Origin of the sequence: Kribbella sp. NBC_00662 (assembly GCF_041430295.1) — a bacterium.
Taxonomy (GTDB): domain Bacteria; phylum Actinomycetota; class Actinomycetes; order Propionibacteriales; family Kribbellaceae; genus Kribbella.
Genome location: NZ_CP109029.1, coordinates 1,965,068 through 1,982,722 on the forward strand (window position 1 = coordinate 1,965,068; position 17,655 = coordinate 1,982,722).

General features: G+C 68.4%; 20 protein-coding genes. 12 read left to right on the top strand and 8 right to left on the bottom strand.

The window, feature by feature from the left end:
- Positions 1-17 precede the first annotated feature (17 nt).
- Positions 18-725: a FadR/GntR family transcriptional regulator gene (locus tag OHA10_RS09905; RefSeq protein WP_371405872.1), complete on the bottom strand. Its 708-nt coding sequence runs from the start codon at positions 723-725 to the stop codon at positions 18-20.
- Positions 722-1,732: a DUF4185 domain-containing protein gene (locus tag OHA10_RS09910; protein ID WP_371405873.1), complete on the bottom strand. Its 1,011-nt coding sequence runs from the start codon at positions 1,730-1,732 to the stop codon at positions 722-724. Before OHA10_RS09910 ends, OHA10_RS09905 begins: the two co-directional genes overlap by 4 nt.
- A 199-nt stretch (positions 1,733-1,931) precedes the next feature.
- Between OHA10_RS09910 and OHA10_RS09915 the strand changes: the two genes are divergently transcribed.
- Both OHA10_RS09915 and OHA10_RS09920 read left to right on the top strand, forming a co-directional pair.
- A complete protein-coding gene (locus tag OHA10_RS09915) occupies positions 1,932-2,318 on the top strand; it encodes a phage holin family protein (protein WP_371405874.1) in 387 nt (128 codons plus the stop codon).
- Positions 2,318-2,734 carry a low molecular weight protein-tyrosine-phosphatase gene (locus OHA10_RS09920; protein WP_371405875.1) on the top strand — a complete coding sequence of 139 codons (417 nt, stop codon included), beginning with the start codon at positions 2,318-2,320 and terminating at the stop codon, positions 2,732-2,734. Before OHA10_RS09915 ends, OHA10_RS09920 begins: the two co-directional genes overlap by 1 nt.
- Positions 2,735-2,947: 213 nt before the next feature.
- Here the strand turns inward: OHA10_RS09920 and OHA10_RS09925 are convergent, their stop codons facing one another.
- Complete coding sequence (locus tag OHA10_RS09925; protein WP_371405876.1) at positions 2,948-4,159, bottom strand: pyrophosphate--fructose-6-phosphate 1-phosphotransferase; 1,212 nt, start codon at positions 4,157-4,159, stop codon at positions 2,948-2,950.
- A gap of 79 nt (positions 4,160-4,238) precedes the next feature.
- The gene (locus tag OHA10_RS09930) at positions 4,239-4,682 is read right to left on the bottom strand and encodes an Lrp/AsnC family transcriptional regulator (protein WP_371405877.1); all 444 of its coding nucleotides are present in this window, start codon (positions 4,680-4,682) and stop codon (positions 4,239-4,241) included.
- A gap of 87 nt (positions 4,683-4,769) precedes the next feature.
- Here OHA10_RS09930 and OHA10_RS09935 point away from each other — a divergent pair, with 87 nt between their 5' ends.
- Positions 4,770-5,663: a DMT family transporter gene (locus OHA10_RS09935; protein WP_371405878.1), complete on the top strand. Its 894-nt coding sequence runs from the start codon at positions 4,770-4,772 to the stop codon at positions 5,661-5,663.
- The gene (locus tag OHA10_RS09940; RefSeq protein WP_371405879.1) at positions 5,660-6,634 is read left to right on the top strand and encodes a TIGR03560 family F420-dependent LLM class oxidoreductase; all 975 of its coding nucleotides are present in this window, start codon (positions 5,660-5,662) and stop codon (positions 6,632-6,634) included. The genes OHA10_RS09935 and OHA10_RS09940 overlap by 4 nt, the downstream gene beginning before the upstream one ends.
- On the opposite strand, the gene OHA10_RS09945 is transcribed toward OHA10_RS09940, so the two are convergent.
- Positions 6,627-7,619 (bottom strand): acetamidase/formamidase family protein, encoded by a 993-nt coding sequence (locus tag OHA10_RS09945; RefSeq protein WP_371405880.1) that lies wholly within the window; start codon positions 7,617-7,619, stop codon positions 6,627-6,629. The genes OHA10_RS09940 and OHA10_RS09945 overlap by 8 nt on opposite strands.
- A 120-nt stretch (positions 7,620-7,739) precedes the next feature.
- On the opposite strand from OHA10_RS09945, the gene OHA10_RS09950 reads away from it, so the two are divergent.
- Together OHA10_RS09950 and OHA10_RS09955 are read left to right on the top strand one after the other, a co-directional pair.
- Positions 7,740-8,432: a response regulator transcription factor gene (locus OHA10_RS09950; RefSeq protein ID WP_130442918.1), complete on the top strand. Its 693-nt coding sequence runs from the start codon at positions 7,740-7,742 to the stop codon at positions 8,430-8,432.
- The gene (locus OHA10_RS09955; protein WP_371405881.1) at positions 8,429-10,024 is read left to right on the top strand and encodes a sensor histidine kinase; all 1,596 of its coding nucleotides are present in this window, start codon (positions 8,429-8,431) and stop codon (positions 10,022-10,024) included. Before OHA10_RS09950 ends, OHA10_RS09955 begins: the two co-directional genes overlap by 4 nt.
- Before the next feature lie 42 nt (positions 10,025-10,066).
- Here OHA10_RS09955 and OHA10_RS09960 read toward each other — a convergent pair whose 3' ends face one another.
- Positions 10,067-10,423 (bottom strand): MerR family transcriptional regulator, encoded by a 357-nt coding sequence (locus OHA10_RS09960; protein WP_371405882.1) that lies wholly within the window; start codon positions 10,421-10,423, stop codon positions 10,067-10,069.
- Between the two features lie 643 nt (positions 10,424-11,066).
- Here OHA10_RS09960 and OHA10_RS09965 point away from each other — a divergent pair.
- From OHA10_RS09965 to OHA10_RS09975, 3 genes are all read left to right on the top strand, one after another.
- A complete protein-coding gene (locus OHA10_RS09965; RefSeq protein WP_371405883.1) occupies positions 11,067-12,479 on the top strand; it encodes a trypsin-like peptidase domain-containing protein in 1,413 nt (470 codons plus the stop codon).
- A 75-nt stretch (positions 12,480-12,554) separates the two neighbouring features.
- Entirely contained in the window at positions 12,555-13,058 is a 504-nt protein-coding gene (locus tag OHA10_RS09970) for a DinB family protein (RefSeq protein ID WP_371405884.1), read from the top strand.
- Between the two features lie 5 nt (positions 13,059-13,063).
- Positions 13,064-13,759: a pirin family protein gene (locus OHA10_RS09975; RefSeq protein ID WP_371405885.1), complete on the top strand. Its 696-nt coding sequence runs from the start codon at positions 13,064-13,066 to the stop codon at positions 13,757-13,759.
- Here OHA10_RS09975 and OHA10_RS09980 read toward each other — a convergent pair.
- A complete protein-coding gene (locus OHA10_RS09980) occupies positions 13,756-14,085 on the bottom strand; it encodes an L-rhamnose mutarotase (protein WP_371405886.1) in 330 nt (109 codons plus the stop codon). The two genes, OHA10_RS09975 and OHA10_RS09980, sit on opposite strands and share 4 nt — an antisense overlap.
- 230 nt (positions 14,086-14,315) lie before the next feature.
- Here OHA10_RS09980 and OHA10_RS09985 point away from each other — a divergent pair, with 230 nt between their 5' ends.
- Positions 14,316-16,217, top strand: coding sequence for a penicillin-binding transpeptidase domain-containing protein (locus tag OHA10_RS09985; protein WP_371405887.1), 1,902 nt, complete (start codon positions 14,316-14,318; stop codon positions 16,215-16,217).
- Positions 16,218-16,316: 99 nt separating this feature from the next.
- Positions 16,317-16,574, top strand: a complete 258-nt coding sequence (locus OHA10_RS09990) for a zf-TFIIB domain-containing protein (RefSeq protein ID WP_371405888.1) — start codon at positions 16,317-16,319, stop codon at positions 16,572-16,574.
- Here the strand turns inward: OHA10_RS09990 and OHA10_RS09995 are convergent.
- Positions 16,571-16,981, bottom strand: a complete 411-nt coding sequence (locus OHA10_RS09995) for a PaaI family thioesterase (RefSeq protein ID WP_371405889.1) — start codon at positions 16,979-16,981, stop codon at positions 16,571-16,573. The genes OHA10_RS09990 and OHA10_RS09995 overlap by 4 nt on opposite strands.
- Before the next feature lie 68 nt (positions 16,982-17,049).
- On the opposite strand from OHA10_RS09995, the gene OHA10_RS10000 reads away from it, so the two are divergent.
- Positions 17,050-17,514, top strand: a complete 465-nt coding sequence (locus tag OHA10_RS10000; RefSeq protein ID WP_371405890.1) for a GNAT family N-acetyltransferase — start codon at positions 17,050-17,052, stop codon at positions 17,512-17,514.
- The last annotated feature ends 141 nt before the right edge of the window (positions 17,515-17,655 follow it).

Below are 17,655 nucleotides of genomic sequence, written 5' to 3' on the forward strand. Positions count from 1 at the left end.
TGGTGCGTCCTTCCAGCTCAGGGGTGCTGAAGTCTTTGGTTGATGACGGTCAGTACGCCGTCGAGGTGTTCGCGGGTGAGGAGCTCGGCGAGGTCTGAGTCGCCGGAGCGGACCGCTTCGTAGATCGCGCGGTGCTCGTCCAGGTCGGCCTGGCGGTCGCCGTGGATGTGCAGGATCTCCAGCTGCTCCCGTGCGTTCACGACGGTCACCGACTCGACCACCTCGGCCAAGGTGGCGTTGCCGGACGCCTGTGCCAGTGAGCGGTGGAAGTCCATGTTCACCTCGGCCAGCCGGGCGTGGTCGCCGGATGCGATCAGCTCGGCCGCAGTACTGAGGTCCTGTTCCATCTGCTCGAGTGCGGCCGCGTCACGCGTCACTGCGGCCAGTGCGGCAACCGGCGGCTCGATCAGCGCGCGAGCCTGCAGGAGCTCGACCAATCGGTCCGCACTCGGCGCCAGGGCGAGGGGGTTGGCCAGCACCAGACGGCCGACGTTCGGACCGACGTACACACCGGAGCCGTGCCGGAGTTCCACTGCGCCGGTCGCCTCCAGCCGGCGCAGCGCCTCCCGGACAGTCGGTACGGCGACCTTGAACCGCTCCGCCAGCGACCGCACGGACTCGAACTGGTCGCCGACCGACAGCTTCCGCTCGGCGATCAGCGCCAGCATCGACGTCGCCAGATCGTCCAGCAGACTGCGGCGTACGACGCCACCCGAAGTACTCACTTGGCCGCCGCCAGAGTCACGCCGAGGAAGCGGGGCCGGTAGATGCTCACGTCGCCGTACAGGTCGTCACTGACGAGGCTGTTGACGTTGTAGCTGACCAGGAGTTCGTTGCCGCGACGCAGGTCCGGGTGCTCGTGCGAGTTGTACGTGATGATGTTCCCGCCGGTCTCCGGGGTCTGGTACAGCTCGACCGGCTTCACCCACGGACCGGTCGGCGAGCAGGAGAAGTACCCGACGACGCGCTTGCTGAACAGCTCCTTGGTGTCGTGCGTGACCAGCAGGTAGCCGTCCTTGAACTGGGTCACGCTGTGCTCGTTGGCCACACCCTCGAGCACCCGGACCGACGCGGCCTCGTCCGAGGACCAGCCGGAACCGGTCCAGTACTCCCACGGCTTTGCGGTCAGGTCGTCACCGCGGACGCGGGCAACATGCTGGTACTTCGAGGAGCCCAGGTCCTCGACGCCGTAGATGTAGGTGTAGCCGCGATCACGCAGCAGCCAGCCGGACCACTGCACGTTCGCGGCCGAGGGCAGCGGGGTGAGCGACTTGAGCTTGAAGGTTTTGCTGTCGAAGCGGGCGAGGTAGTTGCTGGCCCAGTGCCAGTCCCATTGGCCCGTCCCGGTCTTCACGAACCGCAGCGCGGTCACGTCGAGGTCCCGGCCGGCGTGACTGGTCTGGGCGGCACCGATCCAGTACCAGCCGTCGGACGGCGGCGGGATGAGCGCGGTCGGGCTGGACGGCGTACCGCCGGTGACGGTCTTCAGGCTCTTGCCCTGCTGGATCACGAACGAGTTGTTGATGAACGGCGCGGTCGTCGGGCGGCTGCCGTCCGGGTTGACCGGCCCGAGGAACGTGTCGGAGAAGATCCACGCCGTCCGCCCGCCGGGGAGCGCGACGGAGTAGGTGCTGTCCGCGCCGGTCCACCCCTTCCCGGTGTTGCTGTAGGCGTTCAGCAGGCTCTCGGGCGCGACGTGCGGCGTCGTCCGCGCGGTCCAGTTCGTGCTCACCGCGCTGCAGCTCGACGGGGTGGCGGAGGCGGCAGGCATACCGAGGCCCGCCGCCGTGAGAGACAACGCGACAAGTGCTACCAAAGGGCGCGACATGAAAATGATCAGATCACTTGGTCATTTTCCGTGTCAAGACCCAGGGTGCGATCAGGGTGTGTACCGAGCTTCGTGCTACCGCGCGGGTGGGAGGATCGGGGGCATGAAGAACTTGATCATCAGGTTGCTGGCCAACGCGGTCGCGCTGGCGGTCGCGAGTTGGCTGGTCGCCGGCATCACGCTGCAGGGCGCGACCACCGGCAGGCGCGTGCTCACGCTGCTGATCGTCGCCGCGATCTTCGGCGTCGTGAACGCGATCGTGAAGCCCGTGGTGAAGGTGCTGTCCTTCCCGCTGCTGATCCTCACCCTCGGTCTGCTGACCTTCGTGATCAACGCCCTGATGCTGTGGCTGACGTCCTGGATCACCGGCAAGCTCGACGTCCAGTTCCACGTCGACGGCTTCTGGGCCGCACTGTTCGGCGCGCTGATCATCACCGTCGTCGGCATGATCATCAACATCGTCCTGCCGGACAAGGCCGAAGTTCACTAGTGCACGTCGAGATCGTCTGTACCGGGAACATCTGCCGGTCGCCGATGGCCGAGGTGGTTCTGCGGGCCAAGCTCGCCGACGCCGGGATCGGCGACGTCGAGGTGACCAGCTCAGGCACCGGCGGCTGGCACGTCGGCGACCGGATGGACCCGCGCGCCGCGGCCGCACTGCGCCGGCGCGGGTACGACGGCAGCGCGCACCGGGCTCGTCAGTTCGAGCGCGCCGCGGACCTCACGCTCGCCATGGACTCGGGACATGTCGCCGAGCTGCGTCGCCGGGGTACGACGGCGCAGCTGTTCGCGGCTGACGACGTACCGGATCCGTACTACGGCGAGGACGAAGGCTTCGACGAGGTCCTCGCACAGATCGAGAAGGCGGCCGACCAGTGGGTCGGCCGCCTCGCTCACCCGGCCTAGCTCTACTGCGGGAGGTCCTGATGACGGAGCCACCGGGCCGCACGAGCACCAGCGCCATCCCGGGAGACGGTGGAGCGGACGGCCGACACTGACCAACACGCCACACGACCGCCGAGCGACGGCACCGCACGCCTGACCACGCCGGACCACGGCCTGCCGGGCTCAGTTGGTCAGTGCGCCGCGTCCGCGCCCTGATGCACTCCGGCCGGGGTGCTAACTCTGGCCGATCCCCGACTTCAGGCTGACGAACCAGTCGACCGTCGGGTCGAACTCCTTGCCGCCCGCGATCCGCGGGAACTCGATCGCGCGCAGCTCGTCGCCGCGCTCCTCGTCGTGGCCGACCACACCGCTCTCACCGCGCAGCGCCGCGTCGACGGCGTAGTCGGTGCACTCCTTGATCAGCGCGAGGTCGCGGTCGTTGGACGCGGCCGAGCGGCTGAAGTACCCGCTCTTCTGCACCATCGTCTTCTCGGCGCCGATCCGCTCCGCGAACTGCTTGGCGAACCAGGCGCCCGGGTTGATCGTGTCCAGCTTCACGTGCCCGAACGGGTCCCGCGGGACGTCCTCGCCACGCGCCTCCAGCTCGGCCACGATCGACGGCACGCCGGCGCCCTCGGACAGGAAGATGTTGACGCAGTCCTCGGAGTCCATCACCTTGCGCAGCCGCTCGGCCTCGGCGTCCAGGTCGATCGTTGCCTCCGGCACATACACGGCGTGCACCGACCAACCGGCCTTGTCCAGACCGATCCCCGGGTTCCACTCCTGCTCGTCGACCCACTGCTGGTACGCCTGCGCCGTTGCCGCGGTCAACCATCCGCAGTTCCGCCCCATCACCTCGTGGACGATCAGCATCCGCGGGTTCGAGCTGTGCTCGGCGATGATGTTGCGGGCGAACAGCGCGCCCTGCTCGGCCGCGGTCCACGCACCCAGGCTCTGCCGGATCGGGATCACGTCGTTGTCGATGGTCTTCGGCAGGCCGACCACGGTCAGGTCGTAGTCGTGCTCGTGCAGATACGCCGCGAGGTCGGCTGCCGTCGTGTTGGTGTCGTCGCCGCCGATGGTGTGCAGGACGTCGACGCCGTCCGCGACCAGCCGCTCGGCGGCGACCTGGAGGGCGTTCTGCCCGTCCTGGATCAGGCCCCGCTTGACCAGGTCGGCGGTGTTGGTCAGCTTCACCCGGCTGTTGCCGATCGGGCTGCCGCCGAACTTGTGCAGCAGCGACGCCTTCTCCCGCACCTCCGGCGTCACGTCGAGGAAGCGGCCGCTGAGCAGGCCGTGGTACCCGTTCAGGTAGGCGATGATCTCCACGTCGGGCGCCACCTCGGTGTAGCGCTCGATCAGCCCGCCGACGGCGGACGACAGGCAGGGCGCGAGCCCGCCGGCGGTGAGCAGGGCAACTCTGCGGACAGACTTGTCGGCAGCCATGGGCCAGGGTCCTTCCGGGAACGTCGCTGAAGTCGGCACCAGACTAGTGATGCAGACCACTCCGAGCGCTGGTTGGGGTTCACCCAGCGGACAACGGCACCGAGCGCGGCGGGACCGGCGTCGAGACGATGAACGAGCTGGTGGTCTGCCCGTGCACCAGGAACCTGTCCAGAACGTCCTCGAGGGCGGCGATCTCGGCGACCTGGACGCGCATCAGGAAGCAGTCCTCACCCGAGATCCGGTGGCACTCGACGACTTCCGGCGTACGACCGGCCAGCTCGATGATCCTCGGGATCTGGTTCGGCCCCGGCCGCAGCCGCACCCAGGCGGCGACCGGACGACCGAGCGCCGCCGGGTCGATGTCGACGCGGTACCCGCGGATCACGCCAGACTCCTCCAGCCGCGCCACCCGCTCCCGCACGGTCGGCGTGGAGACGCCCAGCCGGCGGGCCAGCTCAGTGGTCCGCAACCGGGGGTCCGCGATCAGCTCGTCCAGGATTCGAGTATTGAGCTCATCCAGCATCTGACTTCTCGTTTCGGTAAGCACGACCGCCTCCTAGGCTCCGATCTGCCATAGAAACTCGCAGACCTCGTTCTTACTGTAGTGACCGTGACAACCCTCGCAGAAGCCCCGCCCCGGACCGCTCTCGCGACCGGCGCCGCCGCCGTGACCGTCGTCCTGTGGGCCTCGTCCTTCGTCGCGATCCGGCACGTCGGCACCGAGATCTCGGCGGGCGCGCTCTCGCTGGCCCGGCTCGGACTCGGCAGCATCTTCCTCGGCGCGCTTCTCTTCACCCGTCGCGCGCCCGCCGTACGCCGGTGGCCGACCCGTCGTGACTGGCTGCCGTTGATCGCCTGCGGCGTGCTGTGGTTCGGCGTCTACAACATCGCCCTCAACGAAGCCGAGCGGCGCCTCGACGCCGGTACGTCGGCCATGCTCGTCCACATCGCCCCGCTACTGATCGCCGTACTCGCGGGCCTGGGTCTTGGCGAAGGTTTCCCGCGGCAGTTGGTGATCGGCGGTCTGGTCGCGTTCGCAGGCATCGTCATCATCGGTACGTCGACCTCGAGCGGCCGCGCCGAGACCTGGGGCGTCGTGCTCTGCGTCGTCGCCGCGATCTCCTACGCCGTCGGAGTGGTCACGCAGAAGCCGCTGCTGAGCCGACTGCCCGCCGCTGAGGTCACCTGGCTGGCCTGCACCATCGGCGCGGTCGTCTGCCTGCCCTTCGCCCCCACGCTGGTCGATGAGCTCGGCACTGCCGACGCGTCGACGATCTGGTGGGTCGTGTACCTGGCTGCCTTCCCCACCGCTCTCGGCTTCACCACCTGGGCCTTCGCGCTCCGCCGTACCAGCGCGGGCCGCATGGGCGTGACGGTGTACGCCGTACCGGTTGTGGCGATCGTGCTCGGCTGGCTGTTCCTGGGCGAGACCCCTGCCGTGCTTGCGCTGGCCGGCGGGGCGCTGTGCCTGACCGGAGTCGCAATCTCCCGGAGGACCGCATGAAGTTCGGAGTGTTCGTACCGCAGGGCTGGCGGATGGATCTGGTCGAGCTGACCGATCCGGTCGAGCAGTGGGAGGCCATGACCGCCGTTGCCAAGGCGGCGGACGCAGGTCCGTGGGACTCGATCTGGCTCTTCGACCACTTCCACACCGTCCCGGAGCCGGTCCGCGAGACCGTCTTCGAGATGTGGACCACGACAGCCGCTCTGGCCCGTGACACCTCGCGGGTGAACCTCGGCCAGCTCGTCGGCTGCAACGGGTACCGCAACCCCGCACTGGTCGCCAAGCTGGCCGCCACTGTCGATGTGGCGAGCCACGGCCGCATGTACGCCGGACTGGGCGCCGGCTGGTCCGAGCACGAGTGGAAGGCCTACGGCTACCCCTGGACGAGTCAGAAGGAGCGGATGGGGTCGTTCGTCGAGTCCGTCGAGCTGATCCACCGGTTGTGGACCGAGGACGACGTGGTGTTCGAGGGGCAGTACCACTCGGTCGACAAGCCGTACGTCGTGCCACGGCGCAAGCCCAAGCTCTGGATCGGTGGCGGCGGTGAACGCGTCACATTGCGACTAGTTGCAAAGTACGGCGACGCCTGCAACTTCGGCACCGGCCGCGTCGACGTGATCAAGAAGAAGCTCGCGATCCTCCGGCAGCACTGCGAGGACGTCGGCCGCGACTACGACGAGATCATCAAGTCGACCAGCCTCAACGTGTTCCCGATCGAGGCCGGCGCGGATCCGGTGACCGCGACAGCCAAGGCCCGCGGACGGTACAGCCTGGACGAGTTCCTGGAGATCGGCTCCGGCGGAACGTCCCACGTGCTGGCGGAGGTGGTCACGACGAAGGAGCTCAGCGAGCACATCGAACAGCTGGCCGAGGCAGGGGTCGACTACGTCATCTCCTACATCCCCGGCGTCGCGTACGACCACGAGCCGATGCAGCGCTACGCCGAGGACGTCGTGCAGCAGTTCAGCTGAAGGCGGTCCTCAGATGCTGGTGGATGCCGTCGTACGCCGTCACCGGTGGGAGCAGCCGTTTCGGGACCTTGGTGACCACGCTGTAGTTGGCGTCCACCACGTTGGCCAGCGGGACCTCGCTGACCTGGCTGAGCAGCTGGTACGCATCCAGCTTGTCCAGGCCGTAGAGCGAGCTGAGCCAGTTCACCATGTCGACCTGGCCGGCTCGCCACGCATCCTCGAGCGGCCGGGCCGATCCGATGACAGCGAGATACTCGTCGTTCTCCAGCCGCGGCCACACCGGTCCGGGCGTCTTGAGCAGGTCGACGATCAGTACGACGTTCATCGCACCCTCGACCGCCGTACCGCAGGACTCACCCTCGCCCTGCCGGTAGTGCCCGTCACCGACGGAGAACAGTGCTCCCTCGACGTTCACCCTCAGGTAGCAGGTCGCTCCGGCGCGCATCTCCGGCGTGTCCATGTTGCCGCCGAACATGTCCGGCACCAGCGCTGACCGGACCTCACCGGCGGCGGGCGCGACCCCGACGGTGCCGAGCATCGGCTCCAGCGGCAGAGCGACCTCGAAGTCGCTGCCCTGCGCCTGGAACCCGACGGTCTGCTTGATCGTGTCCACCTCGTAGATCCAGGTCCGCTCCGGCAGCGGGTCCTGCAGCGTGGCGGTCCGGTCCGTGCTGGTCAGGCCGCCGAAGAACGGGATCGTCGCCGAGGCGCCCCAGCTCCGGGCCGGGGTCAGCTCGACGAAGTGCAGCGCCAGGGTGTCCCCCGGCTCGGCACCCTCGACGTAGAACGGCCCGGTCTGCGGGTTGACGAACGGCATGTTCAGCGAGGCGCTGGCCAGGTCCGTCGTACTACGGAGGCTGCCGGCGAACGCGTCCTCGGTCCACAACCGGAGGGCGGTACCGGGCTTGACCCGGCGGACCGGCGGCGCGCCGCCGAAGGTCCAGGCGAGTTCGGCGGGCTCAGGGGTGAATTCGAGAAGGTCCACGTCTGGCAACCTAAGGTGTGCTGGAGGTGTTGAGCGAGCGATCAGCGGGTTCTCAGGCGATTCTCACAGAAGCGACCTACTCTCGGCTGAGCGGAACTTCGAGCGGAGCGGGGCAAGACGATGCGGGTACTGGTGGTGGACGACGACCGGGCGGTCCGGGACTCGCTGCGCCGTTCGCTGGAGTTCAACGACTTCGAAGTGGTGACCGCGTCCGACGGCGCCGAGGCGCTCGCGGTGATCGGCAACGTCGAGCCGGACGTCGTCGTGATGGACGTGATGATGCCCCGGCTGGACGGGCTGGAGACCACCAAGGCCTTGCGGGCCGCGGGCAACAATGTGCCGATCCTGGTGCTGACCGCGCGGGACGCGGTCGCGGACCGGGTCGACGGCCTGGACGCCGGCGGCGACGACTACCTGACCAAACCGTTCGCGCTCGAGGAGCTGCTGGCCCGGCTGCGCGCGCTGTTACGCCGCAGCACGACCCCCGGCGAGGGCGGCCAGCGCGGCGAGGTGCTGCAGTACGCCGACCTCGTGGTCGACGTCGACGCACACGAGGTGCACCGGGGTGACGTCGCGATGCAGCTCACGCGGACCGAGTTCTCGCTGCTCGAGCTGCTGATCCGCAACCCGCGCCGGGTGCTCGAGCGCGCGGTCATCCTGGACGCGGTCTGGGGCTACGACTTCCCCACCACCGCGAACTCGCTCGAGGTCTACATCGGCTATCTGCGCCGCAAGACCGAGGTCAACGGTCTGCCGCGTCTGATCCACACCGTCCGCGGCATCGGGTACGTGCTGAGGGACACCCCACCGTGAGTCAGCAACACCCCGACGACTTCCCGACGTACGCCGGACGACCGCAGCAGCCGCAACAACCCGCAGAACCTGTTGTCAAGAGCAACGGAAATCGTGTGGCGGCGACTGCCGCCCGCACCCAGAGCTGGTGGAACGAAACCCTCCACAAGCTCAGCCTGCACGCGCGCGTGACGCTGCTCGCCGCGGTCGCGGTCGGGTTGGCGGTGGCGATCGTCAGCGTGGCGGCGTACATCACCGTGCGCCAGCAGATGTACCAGAACCTCGACAACAGCCTGACCCAGCGTGCCGCCGCGGCTGCGAAGAAGGGCGTGCTGACCGATCTCACGATCCTGCAGGGCGTTCCCTCCGACGCTCTCGGCCTGAGCGACATCCGAGTCGGCGTGATCAGTGCGCAGGGGCAGCAGTTCGGCCCGCCGAACAGCCTGCTGCCGCCGATGGGCCAGGACGAGCTCCAGGTCGCGCGGGACCAGGGCAACGAGGCCAGCCTGCGGACGGTCGGCATACGCAACGGCGGCTCGCACTTCCGCGTGGTCGCCGTCCCCGCGAGCTACTGCCCGCAGGGCCGGAGCCAGGCCTGCCAGGCCGAGCCGGAGAACTTCCTTCAGCCTGGAGCCTTGGTTGTCGCGCAGTCGCTGGGGCCGATCGACGAGACGCTGCACAACCTGGGCGTGGTGCTGTGGGCCTTCGGGCTGATCGGTGTCATCGGCGCCGCGCTGGCCGGCAACGCGGTCGCGCGGTCCGGTCTGCGCCCGCTGGCTCGGCTGACCGGGGCGGCTGAGCATGTCGCACGAACCGAGGACCTGAAACCGATCCCGGTCGGCGGCACGGACGAGATCTCCCGGCTGGCGATGGCGTTCAACGCGATGCTCGGCGCGCTCGCACAGTCCCGTGACCGGCAGCGCCGGCTCGTGGGTGACGCGGGACACGAGCTGCGTACGCCGCTCACCAGCGTCCGCACCAACCTCGACCTGCTCGCGCAGGCGGACAAGCGCGGCGGACTCCGGCCGGAGGACCGTCAGCAACTGCTGGACGACGTCCGCGCCCAGATGGACGAGCTGACCACGCTGATCGGCGACCTGACCGAGCTGGCCCGCGACACCCCGCAGGTGCGCAACGCGGAGCTGATCGAACTCTCCAACGTCGTCGAGGACGCGGTGATGAAGGTACGCCGCCGCGCACCCGGACTCGAGTGGGACGTGCAGATCACGCCGTTCCCGGTCTGGGGTGACGAGCGGCTGCTCGGGCGTGCCGTGACCAACCTGCTCGACAACGCCGCGAAGTACAGCATCCCTGAGGGCGCCGAGCAGCGCAGCGACGGACAGCCGGTCGGACACGTGACAGTCCGGCTGCTGGACGGCGTACTCACGGTCACGGACTCCGGCCCCGGCATAGCCGAGGCCGACCTGCCCCACGTCTTCGAGCGCTTCTACCGCTCCAGCGAGGCGCGCAGCCGCCCCGGCTCCGGCCTGGGCCTGGCCATCGTGAAGCACGCAGCCGAGCAGCACGGCGGCATGATCTACGCCCGGAACGTGCCCGGTGCCGGCGCCCAGTTCACGCTCTGGCTGCCGCACGCAGCGACACAGACCCGGTAGAACACTCCGACCTGCGGACGCCGTAGCGCTCGGGTCCTGGAGTCAGCTCTCCTCACCCGGTGCGCTGAGCTCGGCGTTGATGCGGAGCGCCTCGGCCAGCTGATCTTCCAAGATGATGATGCGGCAGGCGGCTTCCAGCGACGTCCCGTTGTCGACCAGTTCGCGAGCGCGGGCAGCCAGTCGGAGCTGATAGCGGGAATAGCGGCGATGTCCGCCGTCGGAGCGCTGCGGGGTGATCAGTTTCGCCTCGTCCAGACTGCGCAGGAATCCAGGCGTGGCGCCGAGGATCTCGGCGGCCCGTCCCATCGTGTAGGCGGGGAAATCCTCGTCGTCAAGGTTGGTCGTTGGTGTTTCAGGGTCTTCCGGCATCGTCTGCTCCACTGGCTGGGCTGGGGTCATCACACCTCCGTGTCGAGGGCCCCGGTGCCGAAGCACCGGGGCCCTGGGTTTGGATTGTCACCATCTACTGACTCTCGAGCCAGCCTCTACTTCCGCGGTCCACCTCGAAGGCCGGACACCGCGGGGATCGCACAATGCGTAACCGAGAACCACCTTCCAATCACGATGGGACTGCGGTACCCGTCCGGCGAAACACAGCCATGACGGGCGATCCTGATGATGTAATCCACTCCTCCTCTTCAGCGTTCCGACTTCTTACTGCACCGGCCGAGTACTACGACTTGCCACTTCACTGTTGCTTGGTACTGCGACTACGTGCTGCGGTTACTGCTTGCTTGCGAACTACTGGTCCTGCACTTGCGAACTCGTCGGCCGGGTCCTGCTCGTACTGCTGGTGCTGCTCGTACTGCTGGACGGTCGTTGGCCGCCCGCGTCAGCTTCTCTGCTGTTCTCTCTTGGCAACAGCAGAGACTCTAGCCAGTCGACCGGCGAATGTCTACTTTCGCCAGCACAGATTTTTGGTCGCCGCGAGCCGAGAGTCTCGCCGGCAGCGATTCTCCTTCAGAGGATCTTCATGGAGTTCTTCGGTCACTCCGAGCGGATCTTCAGGGCCTTCTCAGGTCCGCCGGAGACAGTATTTGCCATGACCGAGAACCAGCCGCCGCAGAACCAGCCCGGCCAGAACCCGCAAGGCCCGCAGGGGCCGGAGCGGACGCAGCAGTTGCCGATGTACGGGCAGCACCAGCAACAGCAGTTCGCGCCGCAGGGTGGTCAGCCGGGACAGCAGCGACCGGACTCGGGGCCGCAGGGGCAGCGGCCGGGACAGTACCCCTCAGGTGGGAGTGCTTACCCGCAGTTCGGAGCGCCGGGGACGCATCAGGGGGCGTCTCCGGGCCCGGGCTGGCCCTACGGACCGCAGCCGGCCACGGCGACCGCTACGGCGGAGAAGCCGAAGAAGCGGGCCGGTCTGGCCGCGGTGGCGCTGACCGCGCTGCTGGTCGGTCTGGCCGGTGGCGTCGGCGGCGCAGCCGTCTACTCGGCCTCCAACGACCACACCACGAACAGCCCGTCCGTGACGGCACCGCTCAATGGCAACCAGGCCGCTCCCGCGGCTGCGCCGGACGGCTCGGTGCAGAGCGCGGCAGCCAAGGTGCTGCCGAGCGTGGTGAAGATCGCGGTCGCGACGTCGCAGGGCGCAGCGACCGGTTCCGGCATCGTGATCAGCAAGGACGGCCTGATCGTCACCAACAACCACGTGGTCGCGGGTGCCGGTCAAGGCGCCACGATCACCGTGATGCTGAACGACGGCCGGACCGTCAACGCCACGGTCAAGGGCACCGACCCGCTCACCGACCTCGCCGTCATCCACGCCGACGCGACCGACCTGACCCCGGCCACGCTGGGGTCGAGCGGCAAGCTCGCGGTCGGGCAGGGCGTGGTCGCGATCGGCTCGCCGTTCGGCCTGGAGGCGACCGTCACCAGCGGGATCGTCTCGGCGCTGAACCGCCCGGTGACCTCGGGTGACGAGCAGCAGGACAGCACGACAGTCTTCCCAGCAATCCAGACGGACGCCGCGATCAACCCGGGTAACTCCGGCGGCGCCCTGATCGACCTCGCCGGCCAGGTGGTCGGTATCAACAGCGCGATCAAAACCGCCGGCGGATCGGGACAATCCGAAGGCGGCAACATCGGCCTGGGGTTCGCTATCCCGATCGACCAGGCCAAGCCGATCATCGACGAGCTGGTGGCCAAGGGCAAGGCCACGCATGCGCGGCTCGGTGTGACGGTCGGCGACGCGCAGTCCACCGACGGGCTCACGAACGGAGCACGCCTTGGCGAGGTCACGTCCGGCGGTGCGGCGGACAAAGCCGGTCTCCAGTCAGGTGATGTGGTGACCGCTGTTGACGGCAAGGCGATCGCGTCAGGGGACGCGTTGGTCGCCGCAGTCCGTTCGCACCGCCCGGGCGATCAGGTCACCCTGACCGTCACCCGCGCCGGCAAGTCGGTGCCCATCAAGGCCACCCTCGGCTCCGACAACGGGAACCCCACCGGCTGACCAGCCGTCGTACCAGAACCGGGACTGCGCCGCCCACCGAGCGGCGCAGTCCCTTTCGTTGGCTACGGTCCTGACATGAATCTCTACGCGTCACGACCACCGCTGGCCGCGGACGAGCGCACACAGCTGATCGGCTGGCTGGATCTGCAACGGGTGCTGGTACGCCGGAAGCTGGAAGGCCTGGCGTCCGCCGACGAGCATCGTTCCGTGTTCCCGACATCGCCGCTGATGACGCCGGCCGGGCTGGTGTCACATCTGCGGTGGAACGAGCACCTGTGGTTCCGCGGCGTGTTCCTGCACGAGCCGGGCGACAACCCGGGGTTCCAGAAGGAGCCGAAGAGCGCCGACTGGCGGGTGGACGGCGTACCGCTCGCCCGGCTGCTGGACGAGTTCGACGCGCAGTGGGCGGACTCGAACGAGATCACCGCCGCGCACGCGCTGGACGACGTCGGCAAGGACCCCGAGTTCCAGCCGTCGCTGCGCTGGATCCTGATCCACATGGTCGAGGAGACGGCGCGGCACGTCGGTCAGCTCGACACCATGCGCGAACTGCTCGACGGCGAGACGGGGTATTACTAGACCCCATGGAGATCCGGCGGGCGGACGAGCGGTTTCGGACGGCAAGCGACTGGCTGGACTCGCGGCATTCGTTCTCGTTCGGACCGCACTACGACCCGGCGAACGTGGGATTCGGGTTCCTGGTCGCGCACAACGACGAGATGGTTGCCCCGGGCACCGGGTTCGGGACGCATCCGCACCAGGACCTGGAGATCGTGACCTGGGTACTGCGGGGCGCGCTGGCGCACCGGGATTCGCAGGGGAACAGCGGGAGCGTCTACCCGGGCCTGGCGCAGCGGATGAGCGCGGGGTCCGGGATCCAGCACTCGGAATGGAACGACGGCGGCGAGTCGGTGCACTACGTGCAGATGTGGGTGCGGCCGGACGCGTTCGACCTGCCGCCGTCGTACGAGCAGGCGGAGTTGGATCTGACGACGGGCGAGCTGGTCCCGGTTGCGTCAGGGCTGGCCAAGCACGCCTCGAGTACGGCGATCCACCTCAATCAGCCTCAGGCCGGGATGTCGGTCGCGAGGCTCACGCCGGGGCAGGCGATCGAGCTGCCGGCAGCGCCGTACCTGCATCTGTTCGTGGCGACGGGCACGGCCGAGCTCGAGGGCGCCGGTGAGCTGGGGACCGCGGACGCCGTACGGCTGACCGATTCGGGCGGGCGTCTGGTCGCCGGGCCGGGCGGTGCCGAGGTGCTCGTCTGGGAGATGTACTAGTCGGCCTGCTCGCTCATCGTCCAGACGTGGCGGAGGGACTGGCCGGCCACGCCTTCGGGATTCTGGGCGAAGCCTTCGACGAACTGGGCCATGTGTTGTTGCCAGCGTTGGTCGGTCGGGTCATTGCGAAGGTACGCGACCGCTGCCTCGAAATCGTCGGCGTCGACCAGGTGGAACAGGTCGCGGCCGCTGCGCCAGATCGACCAGTCGCTGATGCCGGCGGCGTGCATCGCGGTGATCAGCTCCGGCCAGACGCGAGCGTGCTCGATCTCGTAGGCCTCTTCGGTACCGGGAATCAGGCGGCTGTGCAGCGCAAGGCGGGTCACAAAGGAGCAGAATACGCCGCGCACGGCGAGGCTGGAACGCGGTTCCAGGACCGGGCCGGGCCGATTCACACGGCCTCTTGCCCCTGATTCACGCTCACTCTGACGCCAACTCCTGAGCGGTCGGGCGCGTCGTACTTGCGTGCATTGAGTAGTTTCGCCCTCGTGGCGAGGCAGCCACACGCCGAAGACTGTGCCCGGTGTCCACCCGTCGTCGTGCGAGAGTTGGGAACGTGAAGCGAACCACTGCGATCGTCTGCCTGAGTAGCCTGTTGATCACCGCTGGGTGTTCGGGCAGCAAGTCCGGCGGCGGGAAGTCCGGGAGCGACGAGCAGAAGGCCTCCGGCGCTGTCATCAAGCAATTCGCCGACGCCTGGGTGGCGGCGTGGGCGCCGGACGGCAAGCCGGATGCGGCCGGGGCGCTCACCGACAACCCGACTGTGTTCGCGAAGCGGCTCGACGACACCGACACCGCTCTGGTCGCCAGCACCGTCACAGTGACCCCGCAGGGCGACCCGAAGTGCAGCGACGCCAGCAACTGCACGCAGGAGCTCGCGGTCGAGGCGCAACTGCGCGGCATCGGCGCGATGAAATGGACCAGTACGGCGACCGCGGTGAAGACCGGCGACGCGTGGAAGATCAAGGCTTCCGGCGACACCATCTACCCCGGCCTCGGCGACAACAACTACCTCAAGCGCGTCCGCGCGCTGCCCGCACGCGCCTCGATCCTCGACCGCAACGGCGTCGCGCTGACCGCGAACCGGCCGGTCGTGATCGTCGGGGTCGCATCCGGGGCGGTGGCGACACCGGCGACGTACGCGGCGTTCACGAAGTACCTCCAGGTCGACGGGACGAAGCTCGCGGCCCGCGCGAAGGCGGCCCCGGCCGGGCAGTTCGTGGATGCGATCACGATCCGCGCCGAGCAGTGGGAGGCGCTGCGGCCGACGATGGGCAAGCTGCCCGGCGTACTGACGATGGGCGGCACGCAGTCCCTGCCGCCGACCGCGACCTTCGCCAAGAACCTGATCGGCACGATGAAGACCGCGACCGCGGACACGCTGAAGAACGCCGGCCCGACCGCGTCGGCACAGGACCAGGTAGGTACGACGGGCCTGCAGTACGCGTTCCAGCAGCAGCTCGCCGGTACGCCCGGCGGCACGGTCACGCTGCGGGACGGCAAGACCAAGCTGACGATCAAGACCGTCTTCAGCCAGAAGGGCACCGCCGGCAAGCCGGTGAAGACCACGCTCGACACGGCCATGCAGAAGGCGGCCGAGGCCGCGCTGGCGACGAGCAAGCTGCCGGCGTCGCTGGTCGCTGTACAGGCCTCGACCGGACAGATCCTCGCCGCGGCGAACGGTCCGACGGTGGCCAGCTACAACCGCGCGTTCCAGGGCCGGTACGCGCCGGGCTCGACGTTCAAGATCGTCACCTCGGCCGCGTTGATCGGCAGCGGCGAGACGGGCGCGACCGCGCTGCCGTGCACCAACACGATCAACGTGTTCGGCAAGACCTTCAAGAACTACGACGGCCTGGCGGCGTACGGCGCGGGCACGATGCAGAAGGCGTTCAACGAGTCCTGCAACACCGCGTTCATCTCACAGCACGCGCGGCTGCCGAAGGACGGGATGACCAAGGCCGCGGCGATGTTCGGCATCGGCCGGGACCTGAACCTGTCGATCAACGCGTACGGCGGTCAGGTGCCGCTGCCGAAGGACGACGTGGCCGAGGCCGCCTCGATGATCGGTCAGGGCACGGTCACCGCGAGCCCGCTGGCGATCTCGCTGGTCGCGGCGACGGTCGACCACGGTACGGCGATGAAGCCGGTGCTCGTACCGGGTAAGGACGCGGCCGGCGCGGCTGCCTCTCCGTTGCCTGCAGCAACTGTTGCGGCACTGCGGACGTTCATGCGGACCACGGTCACCAGCGGTACGGCGAAGGTGCTGGCCGGGAACGGCGCGGTCGCCGCGAAGACCGGTACCGCCGAGCTCGTCTCCGGCGGCAAGGTGATCACCAACGCGTGGATGGCCGGCTACCGCGGCGACGTCGCGTTCGCGGTGATCGTCGAGGGCGGCGAGTCCGGCTCGCACACCGCGGGCCCGATCCTCAAGACCTTCCTGTCCAGCTTCAAATGAGGACTTGCTGAGAGTTCGCTGAGAGTAGGGCTTCGGACCGATTTCGTCACTTAGGGTTCCTGGATGGAGAGCCTGACGTGTCCGAAGTGTCGTGGCGAGATGCGTACGTACGAACGCAACGGCGTCACCGTCGACCAGTGCACCGAGTGCCGGGGGATCTTCCTCGACCGCGGTGAGCTGGAGCGGCTGGTCGACGCCGAACTGCAGTACAACTCCCCGTCGCCGCAGCCTCGCTACGAGGAGAAGCGGTACGAGGAGAAGAAGCGGTACGACGACCGGCGGTACGAGGACGACCGCCGGTACGGGAACCAGCACGCGCGCAAGAAGAAGTCGTTCCTCGAGGAGCTCTTCGACTAGCGGGCGATGACGGTGCCCTGGGCGATCGCGCACAGGGTCGGCGTACCGGCATCGTCGATCGTGGTGAGTTCGCAGGTGCACGTCGCCTGACGCCTGCCCGAGTGGGCAACCTTCGCCTCGGCCCTGAGGATCACGCCCTGGCCGGGGCGGAGGTAGCTGATCGTGAACCCGCCGGTCAGCACATTCGGCCCGAGCGCCGAGCCGCCGGCGAACGTGATCGCGTTGTCGGCGGCGTACGCGAGCACGCCGCCGTGCAGGAAACCGTTCTGCTGCTGGAGATCCGCGCGGATGTCGAGCTCCAGCGTCGCGCCGCCGTCCCCGAACGCGGTCACCCGCGCACCGACCAGCAGACTGAACGGCTGCGCCGCCAACAGCTTCTGAGCCACTTCGAGGGTCAAATCCGCCACTCGCGCACGATATGCCACTTGCTGCAAAAGCCGGTGTACGGCGGGTGTGCGCGGGCTATCGTCGTGGCGTGACGACGCCACTGGTGCTGCTCCGCCCGATCACCGAGTCCGAGTACCCGTCCTGGATGGACCGTGCCGCCGCCTCGTTCGCGGCCGGGGTCGGTCCGGCCCGCGGGCTGACCGAGGACGAGGCGCTGACGTTCGCGTACGAGGAGACCAAGCGGCTGCTCCCGGACGGGCCGGCCACCGAGAACCAGCTGATCTGGACCGCGCTGGCGGGCGACGAGCCGGTCGGCAGCCTGTGGATCAGCACGCGTTCGCGGGTGCCGTTCATCTACGGCATCGAGGTCGACAGCGGCCAGCGTGGCAAGGGGTACGGCCGGGCGATCATGCTGGCCGGCGAGGAGGAATGCCGCCGGCTGGGCCACAAGCACCTGGACCTCAACGTCTTCGGTGACAACACCACCGCGATCGGCCTGTACGACTCGCTCGGCTACGCGGTCATCTCCCAGCAGATGCGCAAGGAGCTTTAACCCGCTGGACGACGCTTTCCGGTTCGGCATACCGTGGTTGCCGGTAGCCGCATCGAAAGGACCACAGGGAGCGATGTCGACACGTCGCCTGGATATGGGTTAGCGAACTCCGCGATCGGACCGGATCGCGCAGCCGGGACG